The sequence below is a fragment of the Photobacterium sp. GJ3 genome, assembly GCF_018199995.1.
GTDB lineage: Bacteria > Pseudomonadota > Gammaproteobacteria > Enterobacterales > Vibrionaceae > Photobacterium.
On record NZ_CP073578.1, the window covers coordinates 1,466,859 to 1,487,429 of the forward strand.

The 20,571-nt window shown below is 48.8% G+C and carries 15 protein-coding genes and 1 pseudogene; 14 read left to right on the forward strand and 2 right to left on the reverse strand.

Annotated features, from left to right (window positions below; genetic code table 11):
* The first annotated feature begins 2 nt into the window (after positions 1-2).
* The 7 genes and pseudogenes from fhuB (at position 3) to KDD30_RS06610 (ending at position 11,358) form a co-directional block, all read left to right on the forward strand.
* The gene (fhuB, locus tag KDD30_RS06580) at positions 3-1,979 is read left to right on the forward strand and encodes a Fe(3+)-hydroxamate ABC transporter permease FhuB (RefSeq protein WP_211649644.1); all 1,977 of its coding nucleotides are present in this window, start codon (positions 3-5) and stop codon (positions 1,977-1,979) included.
* A 203-nt stretch (positions 1,980-2,182) separates the two neighbouring features.
* The gene (locus KDD30_RS06585; protein ID WP_211649646.1) at positions 2,183-3,967 is read left to right on the forward strand and encodes an IucA/IucC family siderophore biosynthesis protein; all 1,785 of its coding nucleotides are present in this window, start codon (positions 2,183-2,185) and stop codon (positions 3,965-3,967) included.
* Positions 3,954-4,877: a GNAT family N-acetyltransferase gene (locus tag KDD30_RS06590; RefSeq protein WP_211648438.1), complete on the forward strand. Its 924-nt coding sequence runs from the start codon at positions 3,954-3,956 to the stop codon at positions 4,875-4,877. Before KDD30_RS06585 ends, KDD30_RS06590 begins: the two co-directional genes overlap by 14 nt.
* A complete protein-coding gene (locus tag KDD30_RS06595; protein WP_211648440.1) occupies positions 4,877-6,631 on the forward strand; it encodes an IucA/IucC family siderophore biosynthesis protein in 1,755 nt (584 codons plus the stop codon). Before KDD30_RS06590 ends, KDD30_RS06595 begins: the two co-directional genes overlap by 1 nt.
* A 10-nt stretch (positions 6,632-6,641) precedes the next feature.
* Positions 6,642-7,958, forward strand: a complete 1,317-nt coding sequence (locus KDD30_RS06600; RefSeq protein WP_211648448.1) for a lysine N(6)-hydroxylase/L-ornithine N(5)-oxygenase family protein — start codon at positions 6,642-6,644, stop codon at positions 7,956-7,958.
* Positions 7,959-8,126: 168 nt separating this feature from the next.
* Positions 8,127-10,354: pseudogene (locus KDD30_RS06605) on the forward strand (TonB-dependent receptor).
* Between the two features lie 230 nt (positions 10,355-10,584).
* Positions 10,585-11,358, forward strand: coding sequence for a hypothetical protein (locus tag KDD30_RS06610; protein WP_211648450.1), 774 nt, complete (start codon positions 10,585-10,587; stop codon positions 11,356-11,358).
* Between the two features lie 87 nt (positions 11,359-11,445).
* On the opposite strand, the gene KDD30_RS06615 is transcribed toward KDD30_RS06610, so the two are convergent.
* Positions 11,446-12,885, reverse strand: a complete 1,440-nt coding sequence (locus KDD30_RS06615) for a glyceraldehyde-3-phosphate dehydrogenase (RefSeq protein ID WP_211648458.1) — start codon at positions 12,883-12,885, stop codon at positions 11,446-11,448.
* A gap of 617 nt (positions 12,886-13,502) precedes the next feature.
* Here KDD30_RS06615 and KDD30_RS06620 point away from each other — a divergent pair.
* From KDD30_RS06620 to KDD30_RS06650, 7 genes are all read left to right on the forward strand, one after another.
* Positions 13,503-15,098 (forward strand): ABC-F family ATPase, encoded by a 1,596-nt coding sequence (locus KDD30_RS06620; RefSeq protein ID WP_211648460.1) that lies wholly within the window; start codon positions 13,503-13,505, stop codon positions 15,096-15,098.
* 84 nt (positions 15,099-15,182) lie between these two features.
* Positions 15,183-15,629, forward strand: coding sequence for a YaiI/YqxD family protein (locus tag KDD30_RS06625; RefSeq protein ID WP_211648462.1), 447 nt, complete (start codon positions 15,183-15,185; stop codon positions 15,627-15,629).
* Between the two features lie 239 nt (positions 15,630-15,868).
* Positions 15,869-16,465, forward strand: a complete 597-nt coding sequence (locus KDD30_RS06630) for a hypothetical protein (RefSeq protein WP_211648464.1) — start codon at positions 15,869-15,871, stop codon at positions 16,463-16,465.
* A gap of 213 nt (positions 16,466-16,678) precedes the next feature.
* Positions 16,679-17,257: a GNAT family N-acetyltransferase gene (locus KDD30_RS06635; RefSeq protein ID WP_371826069.1), complete on the forward strand. Its 579-nt coding sequence runs from the start codon at positions 16,679-16,681 to the stop codon at positions 17,255-17,257.
* A gap of 114 nt (positions 17,258-17,371) precedes the next feature.
* The gene (locus KDD30_RS06640) at positions 17,372-17,737 is read left to right on the forward strand and encodes an STAS/SEC14 domain-containing protein (RefSeq protein WP_211648466.1); all 366 of its coding nucleotides are present in this window, start codon (positions 17,372-17,374) and stop codon (positions 17,735-17,737) included.
* Positions 17,738-17,821: 84 nt separating this feature from the next.
* Positions 17,822-18,466, forward strand: coding sequence for an HAD family hydrolase (locus KDD30_RS06645; RefSeq protein WP_211648467.1), 645 nt, complete (start codon positions 17,822-17,824; stop codon positions 18,464-18,466).
* A gap of 21 nt (positions 18,467-18,487) precedes the next feature.
* A complete protein-coding gene (locus KDD30_RS06650) occupies positions 18,488-19,264 on the forward strand; it encodes a GNAT family N-acetyltransferase (RefSeq protein WP_211648470.1) in 777 nt (258 codons plus the stop codon).
* Between the two features lie 61 nt (positions 19,265-19,325).
* Here KDD30_RS06650 and KDD30_RS06655 read toward each other — a convergent pair whose 3' ends face one another.
* The gene (locus tag KDD30_RS06655; RefSeq protein WP_211648472.1) at positions 19,326-20,483 is read right to left on the reverse strand and encodes a ParB/Srx family N-terminal domain-containing protein; all 1,158 of its coding nucleotides are present in this window, start codon (positions 20,481-20,483) and stop codon (positions 19,326-19,328) included.
* Between the last annotated feature and the right edge of the window lie 88 nt (positions 20,484-20,571).

A 20,571-nucleotide genomic window follows, 5' to 3' on the forward strand; every position in this document is an offset into this window, starting at 1 on the left:
GAATGTTCATCCGATCGGGCGGAATTGCCCGGTCGTTTTTTGTGTGTGGCCTTTTACTGACCATCCTGGGTTATCTGCTCAATCTGACTGTGCCTTATGCGCAGGGGCTTCCTTTACTCTGGCAGACGCTGTTTCATTATGATCCGGCCAATTATCAGCACCTGATTGTTCATCTCACTTATCTGCCACGATTAAGCGTGGCCGTTTTATGTGGTTTTTCTCTCGCCGTTGCCGGTGCCGTGATGCAGTTTGTTCTGCGTAACCCGATTGCATCACCGACCACACTGGGCGTGGCGTCCGGGGCAGAACTTGGCATGGTGCTGGGTATTCTGCTGTTACCGGCTTCTTTGCATGTTTCTGCTTTTATTCCTGCATTTCTGGGCGGCTGTCTGGCGACGGCTCTGGTCTTCCTGCTGTCGGCGAAGCGGGGGTTTGCCCCCGTGCACATGGTTCTGGCCGGGATGGTGATCAGCCTGTTCTTTGGTTCCGTGAACACCATGCTGCTGTTACTGCATGAGCAAAAATTGGCCTCTGTTTTTGTGTGGGGAGCCGGATCGCTCAATCAAAATGGCTGGACATCGGTTCAGACGTTACTGCCCATGACGGTGCTGCCTTTGGGGGTGCTGATGTTGTTACAGCGGCCACTGGCATCGCTTCAGTTGGGAGAAGGCGTTGCGAAATCTCTGGGCGTGAATGTTAAACAAATCAAAGTGTTGTGTTTAGGTCTGGCCATCTTTATGACGGCTGCCGTGGTCAGTGAAGTCGGTTTGATTGGATTTGTGGGGATCGTTGCACCAGCCCTTGCAAGAATGATGGGCATGCGAAAGCTTTATCTGCAAATTCTGGTGAGCGGCGTGTTGGGATCCCTGATGCTTTTGCTGGCAGATCTGCTCATTCAGCCATTTTCAGGGGTTGGCGGAGAAATGCTGCCCACCGGTGCCATGACGGCGCTGATCGGCGCACCGTTTCTGTTGTGGTTACTCCGTCGGAAAACCATGCAGTCCGAATTGCGGGCAAGGGAAGAAGCCGTTCCCCAGTATCATCAAAGAGATTTTCATCAGACAGCCTGGTGTTTAACCGCGTTTGCTGTGTTTTGTGTGATCGCTGCGATAACGCTTGGCAAAGGGCAGCAGGGCTGGGCGTTAACCTTGTCTGACGCTGCCTGGGAGTATCGTGCCCCCAGAGTCATGGTTGCTTTGCTTGCAGGGGTGGGACTGGCACTGGCCGGCACCATCATCCAGCGTGTGACAACCAATCCCATGGCGAGTCCGGAAGTTTTGGGCATCAGCTCTGGTGCCGCCCTCGCGCTGGTGATCGGGGCGATGATGGGCATTTCAGTTCAGCGGCATGAACAGGTCTTGCTGGGCACTGCGGGTGCTTTACTTGCGACCGGCGTGATTTGGTTCATGGGGAAACGACACAAGTTCGCACCCACGCAAACCTTGTTAACCGGGATTGCGCTCAGTGCTGGACTGGATGCTTTTCTCCGGATTGCGATGACATCCGGGCAAGACAATGTCAGAGCATTGCTGACCTGGTTGTCGGGGTCAACCTATCTGGTTTCAACGCAGGATGTGCTTTTGCTGACGGTCGGTGTTGGTCTTTTGCTTGTTGTGACGCTGTCACTCAGCAGGTGGATTGATTTAATCGGGCTGGGTGAGGTGAGTGCAACCAGTGTCGGGATTGACTGTAAACGTGTGCGTCAGTGTTTATTGTTGCTGGTTGCCGCGCTGACAACACTCTGCACCATTGTCATTGGCCCGCTGAGTTTTGTGGGCTTGCTGGCCCCACATATGGCGCGTTCACTCAATCAGTACTCAGCGTTTCGTCAGCTGACCATTGCCTGTCTGCTGGGGGGCTGTCTGATGGTGATCGCAGATTGGATCGGACGTAATTTATGGTTCCCCTGGCAATTTCCGGCAGGATTGCTGGCATCCGTTATTGGGGGAGGATATTTCTTGTACCTCATGCGGAAATGATCTGATCCTTTTTCCATACATTTCGTCATGATAAGCCAGCGTGAATCGCTGGCTTTTTTATGCCTGAAGCGCCACATTCGGCGTTGAATTCATCGGTTTAAAGCAACGCTGAAAATTTAAAGGAGAATTCACATAAAAGTTATTGATTATGTTTTTGAGAATCATTAGCATTTGACATCATTGTTAAATGTAATGAGTAAATGATGAAAATACATAACGATTCGAATGAGATGTCAGTGGCTGGTCAGCATGATGTGGCTGCTGCATGTTTCCTTAATGCCCTTGCCCGCGAGTGCCGGGCGATTCAGTTTGAAACAATTTCAGGTGAAACCAGTTACATCATTCCGCTGTCGGCTGAACGCCGTATCCGCATTCCACTTAAGTATTATTCTGAGTTAGGCGTTCATGAGTATCGTTTTCCGGCGTGTCTGGAAAGTCAGATATCGGAGGCCATTTCATTTCAGGATGTGATGGCACTGATTCTTGCGGAGCAGGCTTTAGTCGGCCTGGTGACGGATGAGCAGAAGCACATTTTTACAACGCGCGTTCTGGAAAGTCACCGCAATACTTACGCTGCCGCCAGCCAGAATCCTTATGGTGAAACACTGTTTACGCAAGCTCTGAATTTTCAGCAGGCAGAACAGGGACTGTTGATTGGCCATTCTTTCCATCCGGCACCCAAAAGCCGCGAGCAGTTCAGCCAGGAAGATGCGAAAAAGTTCTCCCCTGAATTCGGCGGTCATTTTCCGCTGCGCTGGCTCGCTGTCGATGCATCCATCGTGATCTCAGGCAGTTCAGCGGATCAATCGGTTGCCGCACGAATGAACAGTCTGCTTGATGCGGATACGGCCTTTCCGGCGGAGATGCGCACTCAACTGAGCGACAATCAGGTACTGCTGCCAGCGCATCCCTGGCAGTGGCAGGTGTTCAGTCAGCATCCGGATGTGATTGATTATTGTGACGCCGGATTAATTCGGGATCTGGGCGAAGCGGGGTCGGACTGGTATCCGACGTCTTCAACCCGTTCACTCTATGCACCAGCGTTGCCTTATATGCTGAAGTTCTCGCTGAGTGTCAAACTGACGAACTCAATCCGGAACCTTTCCGTGAAAGAAGTGATTCGTGGCACCCGCCTGAATCAACTGTTTGCCGACACTGGCATTCAGGATGTACTGGGGAAAGGGGAAGGATTCCAGCTGATGCAGGAACCGGCTTACCTTGGACTGATCGATAAAAATGGTCAAGCCATTGATGAGTCGCTGGTGGCGTTTCGTGACAACCCACTGGCAGACAAAGTGGATGAAGAGGCGGTTGTTCTGGCGACGCTGGCACAACAAAACCCATTTGGCGGGCACAGCCTGCTGGCAAACCGGGTTGCGGCTTATGCTGCTGGTCAGCATATCGATCTGGAGCAAGCAGCCAAAGCTTGGTTTGCCGCGTATTGCCAGCATTGTGTGCTGCCGTTGTTCAACCTGCAGGCCAACCATGGCGTGGTTTTTCTCGCACATCAGCAAAACATTGTGATGCAGCTGAAAGACGGCTTCCCAGTCGGTATGTATTACCGGGATTGCCAGGGCACCGGCTATACAGATCTTGCGTTTGAGCGGTTCCCTGAGGCGCTGAGCGATACCAAGCAAGACATTGAGAATTACTGGAATCAGGACAAAGTCCGCCGGTATTTCGCTTATTACCTGATTATTAACTCAACGTTCAATGTGATCGGTGCAATCGGTGCTGGTACTGGTGTTGATGAAATGGCACTGGTTGCGATTCTGCGTGACCAATTGGAAGCGCTGAAAGCCAGTGGTGTTCGTGATTCAGCCTGTCTGGACTACGTGCTGAGTGACGAAGGTCTGTGCTGCAAAGGAAACTTCTACTGCTACCTGCAGAATTTCAATGAAAACTCCATTCCGGATCCTGCCGTGATTTATTTTGATTTAGCCAACCCACTCATCCAAGCCAAGGAGGCACTTCATGCATCATGCTAAGACTTTTCAAATCACGGAAGCGCAGGGGGAAGGGGTTTGGATTCAGCTGACGTTATCTGAGGCGGATTTTCAAAACCCGGCAGTCATCGGGCAGCTCTATGAGGATCTGGATCATGAATTCAGTCAGCAGCTGGAATGTGATCGCTTCTTCATTGATGCACCTCGGGATCTGTTTGCCCATGTTGCCGCACTGTTGCCTTTGAGTGAAGGCAACCTGCTGTATAAATCCATGTTTTATCAGTTGCCGCTGCACTGGCATTTACATAAGCCGTCCAGTCTGTTTCCACGGATTGAAGTTCAGTCCAATCCTCAATACCGGCACCATCCGTTGCGTCCTGCAAAACCGACGGGCACCGTCTATCAGCGCGATGACCATCAGGCTGAGGTGACCATTTCATTCCGCGTGTTTGAGATGGAACGAGACTTAGACCGCTTTGTTCGCTGGATGAACGATCCCCGTGTTGCTCATTTCTGGGAGCAGGCCTGGAGCCGGGAAAAGTTGCAGGAGTTTGCACAATCTCGCTTGAACGATGCCCATATTCTGCCATTAATCGGCGAGTTCAACGGTGAGGCCTTTGGCTATGTGGAAGCTTACTGGGTGAGCGAAGATCGTCTTGCGCCTTACTATGATGTGCAGCCTTACGACCGCGGGATTCACTTGCTGGTGGGTGAAGATCAATTCCGTGGCCCGCGTTACTTTAACTGCTGGATGCGCGCCATCAGTCATTACCTCTTCATTGATGATCTGCGCACAACCCGGATTGTGCTGGAGCCCCGTGCGGATAATCAGCGCTTGTTTAACCGGATCAAAGAAGTGGGATACCAGAAGCAGTTCGAGTTCAACTTCCCGCACAAACGTTCAGCCTTCCTGATGCTTGAGCGAAACGCCTTCTTTGGAGAACAGTGGTAATGATGCAACAGGCAATTCAACAATACTGGCCTAAGGCGAACCGCGCCATCGTCGCCAAAATGATCAGCGAGTTTGCTTATGAGCAGGCATTTCGTTTTGAGGTCACTAAATCGGGTTATGAGCTGAAGCTGGATAACGATGTTCATTATCAGTTTCGGGGGAAGGAAAACATTTGGGGGCAAGTGGTGATTGAACCTGAGTCCGTGACCCGAACGCCAGCCATTGAGCCCGTCCTGGCCACGCAGTTCATGATGGATATTCAATCCTTACTGAATATGCCGGATGAAGCGATGGCAGAGCATTTCGAAGATCTCAATGCGACCTTGCTGGGCGACTGTAAATTGGCCGCGAAAAAGCAGCGCCTGACCGCGAAGGATCTGACGCAGCTGAGCTGCGAATTACAACAAACCTATTTTGATGGACATCCGAAATTTGCATTTAACAAAGGACGCAGAGGTTGGGGGACGGACGATTTAGATTTGTATGCACCGGAATCTCAGCGAGCATTTCAACTGGGCTGGGTGGCAGTTCATCATGATATTCTGCAGCAGTCGACGAATGAAACCACGCGTTGGGAACAGCTGCTTGAATCTGCGATGACAGACGTTGAGCTAGACAAGCTGGCCCGGGCATTGGATGCATTTGACGTCGAACCGCAGGATTACACCATCATTCCAGTGCATCCCTGGCAGTGGTCTCAAAAGCTGTCGTTGCTGTTTATGCGGGAAATGGCAGAGAAAAGCCTGCTGTATCTGGGTGTATACGGCGACCATTTCCTGCCACAGCTTTCGATCCGAACGCTGAGCAATGTGTCGCGGCCGCAGGGCTACGACATCAAGCTGCCGCTGACCATTATGAACACCTCCTGTTATCGGGGAATTCCAGGGCGCTACATTCTGGCAGGTCCGATGGCATCAGACTGGATTGATCAGATTTTTCAAACGGATCCGCTGCTGAGCGGAAAAGGTGCTGAAGTCTTGCAGGAGCCAGCCGCAGCTTATGCATCACAAGCTGATTATCAGCGTCTGGCACAAGCGCCGTATCGTTATCATGAGCTGTTGGGTGTGATCTGGCGGGAATCGCTGGCATCGAAACTGAAAGACAATGAAACCGCCATCCTGATGGCAGCGCTGATGGAATCTGACGGCCAGGGACATCCCCTGATTGGCGAGTACATTGCCGCGTCTGGACTCTCGACGGATGCATGGCTGACCCGGTTATTTGATGCTGTGGTGATTCCGTTCTACCACTTACTGACCAAGTACGGTGTGTCCCTCATTGCGCACGGTCAGAACATCACCATCGTGATGGAGAATCATGCGCCGAAACGTATTTTACTGAAAGACTTTCAGGGAGATATGCGTTTGGTTGAGCGTGAATTGCCGGAGCAAGCTTCGCTGCATCCAGCGGTGAAAGCAGCCACAGTTCGTCTGCCGGAAGAACTGATTATTCATGATTTACAGACCGGACATTTTGTGACGGTGCTGCGCTTCATCTCACCACTTCTGGAAAAGCTGGGGTATCCGGAAAACCACTTTTACCGATTACTGGGCAACCGGATTCAGCATCACATGGAACAACATCCTGAACTTGCTGACAGGTTTGAGCGTTTGGATTTGTTTAAGCCGCGGATTTTGCGCCTTGGCTTAAATCTGGCGAAGTTCCGCCACAGTACAGACAGCAGTGCATCCCGGATGTTACCGGATATGGATGACATGCTCGACAACCCGCTCGTTTTGGCTCAAGAAAAATAAGGAAATCATCATGGAAAAGAACAACCACAAAGAATGTCTGGATTTGGCTGGTGTTGGCGTTGGCCCGTTTAATTTGAGTGTTGCGGCCCTTCTGGACACGAAAACCGAACTGAATAGTTGCTTTTTTGAAGGCCGGGAATCTTTCTCTTGGCATCCGGGGTTATTGTTAGATAACACCAACATGCAAACCATGTTTCTGAAAGATCTGGTGACGGCCGTTGATCCGCAAAACCCGTATTCTTTCCTTTCATATCTGGTTGATCAGAAGAAATTCTATCGATTCTTATCTGCAGAGCTGGGCTGTATCAGCCGTCATGAGTTCTCTGATTACTTAGCCTGGACGGCGCACCAGCTCTCTAATGTGCAGTTTGCCACGCGTGTTGAGCAGATTGAATATACAGGCGATGCCTTTGAAATACAGACCAACCAAGGATCTTATCTGGCGAAAAACCTGTGTATCGGAACTGGCAAGGTGCCTTCCATTCCTGAATGTGCGAAACCACATATCAGTGACAAAGTATTCCACGCGGCCGAAATGGGGTTGCGCGACCGTGACTTCACCGGGAAGCGCGTCATGGTTGTTGGCGGTGGACAAAGTGGTGCCGATATTTTCCTGAATTTGCTGAACGGGAAATGGGGCAAGGTGAAAAGTCTGGACTGGTTGTCCCGTCGTGCCAATTTCCAGCCACTGGATGAGGCTGCCTTCACCAATGAGTTTTTCACGCCTGAATATGTGGAAACCTTCCTGGGGCTGGAGCCCACGGTCAAACAAGCCGAAATTGATGCTCAGAAATTGACATCAGATGGGATCACTCAGGCCGCACTCCTGAGTATTTATCGCGAGCTTTACCACAGATTCGATGTTCTGAAAGAAGAGAAGTGGGTGCGGTTGTTACCCCACCGGAGCATGAGTTCTCTGGAAGATCGGGCTGGCAGTTATACCGTTCAGGCATTGAATGCGCTGAGTCAGCAAGCTGAAATGCATGAAGCCGATATTATCATTCTCGCTACGGGTTTCAGTGCGCCTTATCCGCAATGTCTTAAATCGATTTTGCCTTTGCTGGACTTGGATGAGAAAGGCCGTTATGGCATGACAGGAAACTTTGAACTGAAGTGGAAAGGCAGTGCGAAAAATAAAATTTTTGCTGTGAATGCTGGCATGCACAGTCATGGGATTGCAGAACCGCAACTGAGCCTGATGGCTTGGCGAAGTGCAACAATTATCAATCAGTTATGTCAAAAACCTGTGTTTGATCTTGAAAGTGATAAAGGGATGATTGAGTGGGTGACAGAAAGTTTGGTGACTGAGTACGCGAAAGCATCTTGATCAACTCAGCGTGTCGGTCAGGCCTTACAATTTCCTTAAGAGTTGTAAGGCCTTAAAAAAGTTCAATAAATTTGAACTTTTTTTTGGACGAATACTGGAAATAAAGTGGCAAATGAGTATTATTATCAAACTCTATTAATGATTAACTTAAAACAATAAGTGGTAACAATGGCAGTGAAAAAAGGGATGTTTCAATTGACGACAGTGGCGGCAGCCGTTGCTGCAACCACCTTGGTTTCTACTTCAGCATTTGCTCAAGAATACAAAACAACTGAAGATAAAATGGTCGTGGTTTCCAGCCGCGCACCCAAAGCAATCAGTGATATTCCAGGGACAGTCTGGTATGTCGACAGCGCTCAGATTGAGCAAGAGTACCGTGGCGGTAAAAGTCTGGGTGAGATTCTCGCCGCAGCCGTACCGTCAATGGATGTCAGCAGCCAGGGTCGGACCAACTACGGACAAAACCTGCGTGGTCGTCCGATGCTGGTCATGATCGACGGTGTGTCTCTGAACTCTTCCCGTTTGATCAGCCGTCAGTTAGATTCGATCGATCCGTTCAACATTGATCGCATCGAAATTCTTTCCGGTGCAACGTCCATTTATGGTGCGGGCGCGACGGGCGGTGTGATTAACATCGTCACGAAGAAAGCAGACAGCACTGAATTGCAGTTTGAAAGTTATGTCAGTACCACATCTGGCTTGAACAGCAGTGATGATTTCGATTACAAACTGGCTCAGTCCGTCAGCGGTGGCAATGAGCTGGTGAAAGGTCGTGCCTCTGTGGTTTATGGCGAAACCCAAGGCTATTACGATGCGAATGGCGATATCGTTGTGCCGGACATTACGCAGGGTTCTGTTCAGTTCAATGAGGTCATTGATGTATTGGGTACTTTGTCTATCACGCCGACAGACACGCAAACCATCAATCTGCTGGCGCAATACTACAGCAGCGAGCAGGACAGTCCTTACGGTATTTACTTTGGCCAGGATCTGGCTGGCGTCGATAAAAATATTACCGGGAATCCGGGTGACAAGAACCTAATTGAAGTTCGGGACGGGTTTGAGTCCGATCGCCAAGGTTCAACTGAACGCTGGATGCTGAATGCAGACTACATTCATTCAGATTTCCTGGGCCACGAGTTACTGGTTCAGGCATCTTACCGTCATGAAACTTTGAGCTTCATTCCTTTTATCTATTCGACTTACCTGGCGGCATCTGAGCAGGAAACAGACGTGATCAGTCTGCGTGCCGCGATGATCAAATCGCTGGAAAACCTGACGCTGACTTATGGTGTGGATGGTTACGTTGATAAACTAGACAGTAATCAGATGCTGTTTGACCGTCAAACCAGCTACAACTCGGGTGGCCTGGTGAATCGTCAGGCGTCAATGATTGGCCGTTATCCTGGCACCGAAGTGTCTTCCATTGCTGGCTTCGTTCAGGCGGATTATGCAATCACCGAGAACTGGCGTGTGGAAGGGGTTATCGTTTCCAGTACATGCAGAATAAAGTCGATGACTTTGTTGCTGGTGCTACACAGGTTGCGATTGCACAGGGCACAGGTACTTCTGCTGATCCGGTTCCTGGCGGCGAAACAGATTATGATATCGGTCTGTTTAACTTAGGAACCATCTACCACCTGACCGATACGGATCAGGTTTGGGCCAACTTCGCACAAGGCTTTGATCTGTCAGACCCGGCGAAATATTACGGTGTTGGCACGTATTCTGGCCCGGATGCCAACGGCCATTACAATCTGACTGGCAGCATCAATGTGGATGATTCCAGACTGTCCGGGATTAAAACCAACAGCTATGAAGTCGGTTATCGTCATGACAGCGGCGACCTGAACATCCAGACAGCCGTTTATTACTCACAATCCGATAAGAAAGTGGGTGCCAATAAGAAGACACTGAATATTGAAATTTCTGATAATAAGACGCGTGTCTATGGTTGGGAAGGTCAGGCTGCTTACTGGTTGAACGATGCCTGGCAGGCGGGTGTGAATGGCCACCTGGTGAAATCTGAAGTGCAGAATGCGAATGACGATTGGGTAAAACAATCCATTAACTATGCAAGTTCTTCGAAAGCAGGTGCGTGGCTGGCATGGTTCGAAGATAGCTATGCACTGAAACTGCAGAGCCAGACGACGTTTGATTTGAAGGATGATAAAGGCAAAGAAATTCATGGCTACACCGTCCTGGATCTGGTGGGTCATTATCAGTTGCCTGTCGGCAGCCTGGGTTTTGGTATTCAGAATCTGTTGGATCGTGAATACAGTACCGTTTGGGGACAGCGTGCCACAGGTTGGTACTCAAGCTATGGCCCAGCTGAAGTCTTTGATTATAAAGGCCGGGGCCGTACCTTCACACTGAACTATCAGGTGAAGTTCTAAAGTTCCATTTCGATTTATTACTGCCGAAAAACCGCCCGAATCATTCGGGCGGTTTTTTTTATATTCTTTTTTCTCCCGATAATGACAGATATTCAAAGTGAATTTGTGTAGTGATGAGGCATCGATCAAATTGCAAAATCATGCATTTATTGACTGTTTTGAAAAGGCCGCATTCCCAAGTGATACAAAAATGTTTCATTAAAATACAAAACGTAACATGAGGAGTACAAATGCGTAAAACAACACTGGCTGTCTTATTGTTTTCAGTGCTGGGTTTATCGGCCTGTGGGGGTGGTTCTTCAAGTTCAAGTCAGACAACGACAGGGGGCACTCAGGATTCAACAGTCTCTGGCGGCGGCACCATGAAGGAATATGCCGCTGTCCCAATGCAGATTCAGGTGAACTTCGCAGAGCAACTGCCAGCGGATTTTCCGGTTGATCAGCTTTTCGAAGTTGCTGTGAATTTTGATGTGAACAATTCAGGGGCGGTCGATGAAGGTGATGTCCAAGTCAGACTGAGACATACTGGCTCAGAGTGGATCAGCGCCACATCGAACCTTTACTATATTTTTGTTCAGGACGGCGGAAATACCGTGGTCTTTGATGAAGCGACCTCTTTTAAATCTGAAGGCGGGCGCATTACGCATTTAGGTGTCACTCAGGTGGGGACCATTGCGCAAACCGATGCCATGAGCAAAACAACCTTAACGTTTGATCTGGTACTGAATCCACAGCGTTCAGTGAATGGTGATCTGAATGGATCCGATGCTGTGTATACAGCCTTCGAGCAAGCGTTAGGGCAAATTAATCAGACAACACCGGTCAATGCCATTGTTGGCCTTGCTGATCAGAGTACTTCTCCGGCATCAACGGTGAGTTACGATGAAGTTCCTGATGGTGGTACTTACTTCCAGGGCAGTAATTCAAGTATTGATGATAATACGTCCGATTATTCAGGTGTCAGTGGTGAAGCGGATATAGAAAAGCTGTCGATGAGCTTCTAATGTCCGGTCAATAAAAAAGCCGCCTGAGTTAACTCGGGCGGCGAAAGTTCAGCAAGAGAAATCGTTATTATTGTTGTGGAGTCGGAATTACTTCAATGCCGGGAAGGTCTGATAACGCACACCCATCATTTGTTCCATACAGTGAACAACCTGGCAGCTGTAGCCGAATTCATTGTCGTACCAGATATACAGTACGCAACGTTTGTCCTGAGCAATGGTCGCGGCACCATCGACAACACCCGCATGACGAGAGCCAACGATGTCACTGGAGACAATCTCAGTTGATTGCGTGTAATCAATCTGGCCAGACAGCGCTGAATTCAGCGCAATGTTGCGCAGGTAGGTATTCAGTTCTTCTGCAGACACATCTGAATTCAGGTTCAGGTTCGCCACAGCCATCGACACATTCGGTGTCGGAACACGAATTGCGTTGCCCGTCAGTTTACCCGCCAGTTCTGGCAGAGCTTTCGCCACAGCTTTCGCTGCACCGGTTGAAGTCAGAACCATGTTCAGTGAGGCAGAGCGGCCACGGCGTTCGCCTGAATGGAAATTGTCGATCAGGTTCTGGTCGTTGGTGTAAGAGTGAACGGTTTCGATATGGCCGTTCAGAACACCGTATTTGTCATTGACAGCTTTCAGGACTGGTGTAATCGCGTTGGTGGTACAGCTGGCGGCAGAGATAATTGTATCTTCGCTCAGGATATCGGTTTCATTCACACCGAAGACCACGTTTTTAATGTCGCCTTTGCCTGGTGCGGTCAGCAGCACTTTTGCAGCGCCCGGACATTTCAGGTGCTGGCTCAGGCCATCGGCGTCACGCCAGATTCCTGTGTTATCAACAATCAGTGCATTGTGAATACCGTAAGTGGTGTAATCCACTTCTGCCGGGCTGTTCGCGTAGATCACTTGAATGTAGTTACCGTTGACAATGATCGCCTTGCGCTCTTCATCAACCGTGATGCTGCCGTTGAACTGGCCGTGCACAGAATCGCGGCGCAGCAGGCTGGCACGTTTTTCTAAATCGCCGTGTTTACCGCCACGAACCACAATGGCACGCAGACGCAGCGGATAACCTGCACCGCTTTTTTCAATCAGCAGACGGGCCAGCAGACGGCCGATCCGGCCAAAACCGTACAGAACAACATCGCGCGTCTGCAGAGAATCAGTGCTGCTCAGTGAGTCAGCCAGTGCGGTTTGCAGGAAATCATCCAGCGCACTGTCATCCTGATGATCTTTCCAGTAAGTGCTTGCCAGTTGGCCCACATCAATCCGGCAGGGGGACAGGTCCAGCTGGTTCAGCTTTTCGATAATCGGCAGGGTCAGAGAAGGGGAAATTTCTGTTTCTGTGTAACGTTTGCCGATGCGGTGGGCTTTAATCAGTTCAATGACAGATGCATTGACAACCTGACGACCGAACAACAGCACTTCGACGCCTTTTTGTCGATATAGCTGGCCAAGAATTGGTGAGATGGATTCAGCATTGGTTTGACTGGTTTGCCAGTCGAGGAGGTATTTTTCCGGACTCATCTTTACTTAGGACCTTTCACATATAGGGAAGAAAAACAGGCATTTATCCTGTGAACTGTTATCGTTTTTATGGGCAGGGATTGTAACGGTGAGGTTGTTTTTATCCTAGTAAAATTAATCACTTGTATTTGTGATCTTGATCTTTTGTAACTTGTGATCTCTATCATTAACGCAGAGAAATATACTGATAAAACTGTGATCCCAAAAATTACTTATTTCATGCGGATTATTAGGTTGTTTGTAATAAAACAAGATAATTTGCCGGTTTGACTTCAATTCCTGTCATTCGTTGGTATTTTTACAAAAATATTGAGGGCAACTGCGCCAAATGCAGGTCAAGAGGGGCCGGAAGGGCGGCCAGCTTGAAATTGAAACGTTTGCCTGCCTGTTTTTTCGTCATTCAGTTCCAAAGTTCCGGCTAAAGTCGCCGGCAGCGTGATTTTTGTGTGTTTCAAGAGAAACACCTGTCGGCGTCAGACAAAGGCCGGTGAAGGCTGACCGAGACAAAGCGTGATAAAACTCACGTCATCTGGTAGAATGCTGCCAATTTCAACAAAAAGCTGCCAGCAGTCACGGCAGCTTTTTTCATGTCTGTTTCAATGTTGTAGGAACTTATTTTGATCACAACAGCCAACATCACCATGCAGTTTGGCGATAAGCCACTGTTTGAAAACATCTCCGTTAAGTTCGGCGAAGGAAACCGTTATGGCCTGATCGGTGCCAACGGTTGCGGTAAGTCGACTTTCATGAAAATCCTGAGTGGAGAGCTGGAGCCTTCTGCTGGTGTGGTCAATAAAGATCCCAATGAGCGTATGGCAAAACTGGGTCAGGATCAGTTCGCTTTTGAAGAGTTTACCGTGGTCGATACGGTGATCATGGGTCACAAAGAGCTGTGGGAAATCAAAGCCGAACGTGATCGGATTTATGCTCTGCCTGAAATGTCGGAAGACGACGGCATGCGTGTTGCGGATCTGGAAACAGAATTTGCCGAGATGGACGGCTATTCTGCAGAAGCACGCGCCGGTGAACTTCTGCTGGGTCTTGGGATTCCTGAGCAGCTGCATTTCGGCTTAATGAGCGAAGTCGCGCCGGGCCTGAAAGTCCGTGTCCTGCTGGCGCAGGTTCTGTTTGCCGAGCCTGAAATTATGCTGCTCGACGAACCCACGAACAACCTGGATATTAACACCATCCGCTGGCTGGAGCAGGTGCTGATGCAGCGCAACTGCACCATGATCATCATTTCGCACGACCGTCACTTCCTGAACATGGTGTGTACGCATATGGCTGACCTGGATTACGGTGAGCTGCGGATGTTCCCGGGGAACTACGACGAGTACATGACTGCTGCAACTCAGGCGCGTGAGCGTCTGCTGGCTGATAACGCAAAGAAGAAAGCCCAGATTGCAGAACTGAACTCCTTTGTGAGTCGTTTCTCTGCGAACGCATCGAAAGCGAAGCAGGCGACTTCTCGTCAGAAACAAATCGATAAGATTCAGCTGGAAGAAGTGAAAGCCTCCAGCCGCCAGAACCCGTTCATCCGTTTTGAGCAGGAAAAAGAACTGTTCCGTAACGCACTGGAAGTGGAAGGTCTGAAACAAGGCTATGGCGACAATATCCTGATCAATGGCGTGAATCTGATGGTGGAAGTCGGTGAGCGCATTGCCATTATCGGTGAGAACGGGATTGGTAAATCCACTTTCCTGAACACGCTGGCAGGTGCAATGGCACCGATGTCTGGCCTGGTGAAATGGTCTGAAAACGCCAACATCGGCTTCTATGCACAGGATCATTCCGATGATTTTGAGACAGACATGAATCTGCTGGACTGGATGAGCCAGTGGAAGAAAGAAGGCGATGATGAACAAACCGTTCGCGGTATTCTGGGCCGGATGCTGTTCTCTCAGCACGACATTAAGAAATCTGTACGCGTGATTTCGGGTGGTGAGCAAGGACGGATGCTGTTTGGTAAACTCATCATGCAACGACCGAATATTCTGCTGATGGATGAACCAACCAACCACATGGATATGGAATCGATTGAGTCGCTGAACCTGGCCCTTGAAAACTACAGGGGAACCCTGATGTTCGTTTCTCATGACCGTCAGTTTGTTTCGTCGATTGCAACGCGCATCATTGAAATTACCAAAGAAGGCGTGAACGACTTCCACGGTACTTACGATGAATATCTGCGTAAACAAGGCATTGAATGCTGAGTTGAATCGTGAATCAGCCGCCTGGGATGGGCGGCTTTTTTCGATGTGTTTTCTATTGATAGCAGACGATAAAGGTATGATTGGATGAAGATTTGGGTGGACGCTGATGCTTGTCCAAATGTAATCAAAGAAATCATTTTCCGGGCCGCCAACCGTGTTGGGGTACAAACGATACTGGTCGCCAACCATGCAATTCGTGTTCCGGCATCGCCTCATATCCGGGCAGTTCAGGTGATGTCAGGGTTTGATGTGGCGGATAATCACATTGTTCAGCAGACAGAGCCGGGCGATCTGGTTATCACAGCGGATATTCCGTTAGCAGACGAAGTGATTACCAAAGGGGCGCATGCATTAAATCCCCGCGGTGAGATGTATTCAAAAGACACCATCAAACAGCGTCTGCAAATGCGTGACTTTATGGAAACCATGCGCAGCAGCGGAATTCAAACGGGTGGACCTGCACCACTCAGCCAGGCCGACCGACAGCAATTTGCCAATCAGCTTGATCGGTTTCTGCTCAAAGCTAAATAACCCGTACAATATGTATTCAGTCTGAGAATGATGTATGTCTGAATACATATTCAATTCACTCGGAAGTTGAACCCTTCCACAGTTTTATTCATCTCATCAATTTCAATATTTTGTTCTTTGATGCAACTGTTAATATAAGCCGCCTCTTTGAAGGGATTCAATTTTGTATTGATTACAATCGGACTGAATCGATTTCATTGAGCAGGTTATATTCAGATTAATATTATTCGAGAATTAAAATGCTGAAAAAGAATGTGATGTATGCAGCAGTAGGATTGTCTGTATTCAGTTTTTCTGCCCAATCAATTGCGGAAGTTGATTTTATTATCGGTGCTGGCTACGACTTTGGTGGCGATACCCTGTTGACAGCGTATTACACTGATGGGAGCTCAACCGATGTGAAATCTGCCGAAGGTTTGTCATTCTTTGGTGGTGTTGATTACTTTTTGCAAGAGTCGTTGAAACTCCGGGGAACTGTCGGGTATAAATTCTCATCGGCCAGTGCATCGAATGGCGAAGTGACCTTCAGTCGTATTCCGGTTGATTTTTTACTGCTGCGTGGCTATCAGCGACATCAGTTTGGTGCTGGTGTTACCTACCATACCGGCGTGGAATTTGAATGTGATGTCGGCGGTTATTATGGTGGTTGTGATGGTACGATCGAGTTTAAAGACAGCTTTGGCTTTCTGGTTCACTACGAATATCGCATCCCGCTGGAAAACAATAATGCCTTTGTGATTGGTACACGATACACACATATTGATTACGAAGTGAAAGATTTCGATTCAGAATTTGATGGTAGTGGATTCGGGGTGAATCTGGGCTTCACTTTCTAACCTTGTTCAAGATAGTGTGTAAAGAGAGCTTGATAAAAAAGCTCTCTTTTTTTCTCTTTTGATTGTGTATTTTTTCAATTTCCTTTCTGAATTCTCATTTTTTACCCTTGCGACTGACTCTTCCTTGTTGATTTATATAGAATCATGATATACAACACGTTTCATTTTGTGGGTGTTATCTTTCTGATGACTCAAATAATCAGGGATATGGAAATGATTCAGTTAAACACGGACAGGCTGGTGTTACGGCCGCTGACATTCAGCGATGCTGAACCATTATTTGATATTTTTTCAGACCCGGAGGTGATGCAATACTGGGACGGTTCGCCATGGCACACCCTTTCACAGGCGTATGAGGACATCCAATCCTCAAAGGCTTCACTGGATGAGCCAGAGAAACTGGTCTTGGGTATCTGTGATCGCGAAAGCCAGACATTCATTGGTAAATGTATGCTCTTTAATATTCATCCGACTTCCCGAAGAGCTGAAATTGGTTTTGGTATTGCGAAGGCATATTGGGGCAAGGGTGTCGTGTTTGAAGCCGCATCTGCACTGATTCGTTTTGCATTTGAAGAGATGAATCTGAACCGGCTTGAAGCAGAAATTGATCCGATGAACCGAGGCTCAGCTAAAGTGCTGCAAAAGCTTGGTTTTGTGGAAGAAGGCTATCTCCCCGAGCGATGGATTGTCGATGGTTATCTGTCTGATTCTGCCCTTTATGGTTTACTTGCGAAACAGTGGCAGAAACACCAGCAGTCATCCTCAATCGTATTGGCACTGAGTGAAAGATAACGATGTATCTGAAGAAAGATTTTAAGATTCACGAGGGTCATTCAGTCTAGCTCTAGCCGGACTGGCTGGCATAGGTAATACTTAATCACATTGTAATCAATCAAGGGGGTGCTGATGTTTCGTGTTGAAAATGTCGGTGACGACCGCCTGGATATCACCATCAGTGGCAAGCTGGACGCAGCAGAAATGCGGCTTGCGCTGGATGAACTTCGCACAAAATCGGTCCGGATTGAAGCAGGGAAAATGTTGTTCGATGTGGTGGATTATCACTTACCCTCCTTTGCTGCCATCGGTGTCGAGCTGTCCCAAATTCCCGGCATGATCAGGTTTATCCGCAAATTCCAGCGTGCTGCCGTGTTGTCGGATCAACAATGGGTGAAGAAAATCAGCGAACTTGAAGGCGCGTTGATTCCAGGCCTCACCATCAAAGCATTCAATCGGGAAGACAGGGAAGCTGCTGAAGCCTGGCTGGAAGGTTGAACGGCAGTGTAATTTTTCTGGCTGAAATGGCCGGGCGGAAAACATTCAGCAACCCAAACATAATAACGAAGGATAGTTGCAGGCATGTACCATGTGATGTTCGATGTAGACGATACGCTCATTCGTTCCAGCGGATTTGATGCGCACTGTTTTATGGATGCGGTGAAGCGCGTGACCGGGCTGGATTTAAACCGGGGACTGGATGAATACCCCCATGCAACGGATCGGGGAATTTTACGGACCTTTATTCAGAATCAGGCACCAGATGAACAACTGGACTGCCTGGAAGCGCGGGTCAAATCTGTATTTATTCAAAATATCCGGCTGTACCTTGAGCAGCATCCGGTTCAGGAAGTCAGGGGCGCAAAAGCTTTCTTACATTGCTTGCTGGCAGATGAACGATTTGTGGTTTCTGTTGCAACAGGTGGTTGGGGAGAAACGGCTCTGCTGAAATTGCAAGCCGCGGGTTTTCAGACCGACCAGCTGTTGATGGCTTCTTCAAACGATCATTATGTCCGGACTCAGATCATGATGAAGGCACGAGAAATAGCCGGGGATGTGAACGATTTACCACTGACCTATTTTGGTGATGCGGCGTGGGACCGCCAGGCCTGTCAGGATCTGGGGGTGAATCTGGTGATTGTCGGTGATAAAGTCAGCCACCATCAGCAAGTCCGTGATTTTCTGGACGTTGATCGATTGCTGCGCTTTATCTCCGGGAGTCGTTAACACAATGGGTAGGGAAACAAGATGAATCAACAGGAAGTCATGGCTGCCTATAATCATTATGAGCGGATCACGATTGAAATACCGGGTTTTGAAAAAAGTCTGTCCGATGGTCTGGTGCGTTTTCGTTCAGCCCAGGCGCAGGGTGGTTTTATTTCATTTTTTGATCTGGATGAGAACAATCTCAGTTCAGTGATTCACCGTCAGATTGCATACTTTTCGGAGGGGGCGCCATTTTTCGAGTGGAAAACTTACAGCACCGATCAACCTGCCAGTATCGGGCAATACTTAACGTCGCATGGTTTTCAGCAAGGCGCGCCCGAGTCCTTTATGGTTTTAGATCTGGCTGAAGTAACACCCGTGCGGCCTTCTCCCGGACTCATCACTGAGGTTCATGATTTCAAGGGCATTCAGGATGCCATGAAGGTTCAGGAAGCGGTGTGGCAAACGGATCAAAGTGACCATCTGGACAATTTGCTTTATCTGAAACAAACGCAGCCGGATACCGTCTCTGTTTATGTGATTTATGAACAGGAGGAACCAGTGAGTTCAGCCTGGATCATTTTCAACGGCCAAAGTCCTTTTGCGGGTGTGTGGGGGGGAAGCACGATCGCACGATGTCGGGGGAAAGGGTACTACACGGCTCTATTGCAGCAACGGATTGACGATGCTTGCCGACGTGGAAAACGTTATTTAACCATCGATGCCTCAGAAATGAGCCGGCCGATCGTCGCACGGCACGGTTTTCAGTGGGTTGCTGAAACCGTGCCTTATATTTATCGTGCTCCGGAAATGAGCTGAAGCCAGGCCATGAAACAGGCGAAGCTGAGCTTCGCCTGATTTACGGAAAGACTGGCACTGCCTATTGGCTTTCGTTTGTCTGGTTCTCTTCTTTTGTTTCAGCAGAAGTCGCTTCATCTTGTTTCGCTTTTTCTTCCGCTTCTTTGGCTTTTCTGGCTTCCAGCACCCGTTTCGGGGTTGATTCTTCTTGTTCACGAATCCGGTAAGCCATCGCGTAATGCCAGCTGGAGGTTTGTCGCGACAACAGTGAATCAAGCACTTTGGTATTCATTTCTTCAAATTTACCCAGTGCCTTCGCGGTTTTGCCACTGCCGGGGATTTCTTCATCATCAGGCGCGCTGACGATAATCGAAGCGGCTTCTTTTAACGCAGCCGTATATTGTTCCGGGTCATCCAGATCGTATTGTGAAATTTTCATGTGCTTGCGTAAATACTGGGCCCAGTGGTATTGCAGGTAGGGCACAGACATCGGCCGGATGAGTGGATTGGCCATTGGAAAATCTTTATCCGGATCATTGTAAGCGACGTTTCGCAGGAAAAAGACCAGCGAAAGGTATTTATCATGTTTGAGTTGCTTCATACCCAGATATTGCGGCAGATCCGAAGGCTTGATTTTATCGCCACGCGTATTATAGAGCCAGATTTGCCCGGCTTTTTTCATGGCATCCCATTTTTCATCAATATCGCCCTCAGCAAGACTGTGGGTGACTTTCACCAGCACAGGGACACTGGTCCCCCCGTTTGGCATATCCCAGAAGGTTGAAAGAATGTGATGACCGGAGAGCAGATACAGTGTTTTTCCGTCTGGTGCCACGAGCACGGTTGGCAGCGCATCTTGCTGGCTGCCTGATTTTTGTTTACAGGTATAGCTGTCCAGATCGGTCGGTTTGGAATCTTCATGCCAGGTTTGAATGCCACCGCCGCCGTTGGTCAGGCACAGATCATCGAACAGTTGAGCCGGTCGGGCTTCATATCGTCCCAGGCTGGCGAAAATTCTGTCGTACGCTAACACAGGCTGTGTCGGCAACAGTTCGTCCAGTTTGACAGTCAACACATCGCCAACCTGAATGTCAGAGTTCGCAGGTGCAGAGGCGTGATCGTTTTCTGCTGGAACGGCCGCCGCCGATTTTTCCTTTTCATCTGCCTGTGCTGAAACTGTGCCCGATAAAGCAGCACTCACAACTAGAGCTAAAAAACAGGCGATACGATGTAATCGCATGGGGGATCCTCATAAATCGTCGTGGCAAGTTGAGTGTAGCAAAACGCTAACCGTTGATTGTATAAGAAATAATACTGAAAAGAAGCCG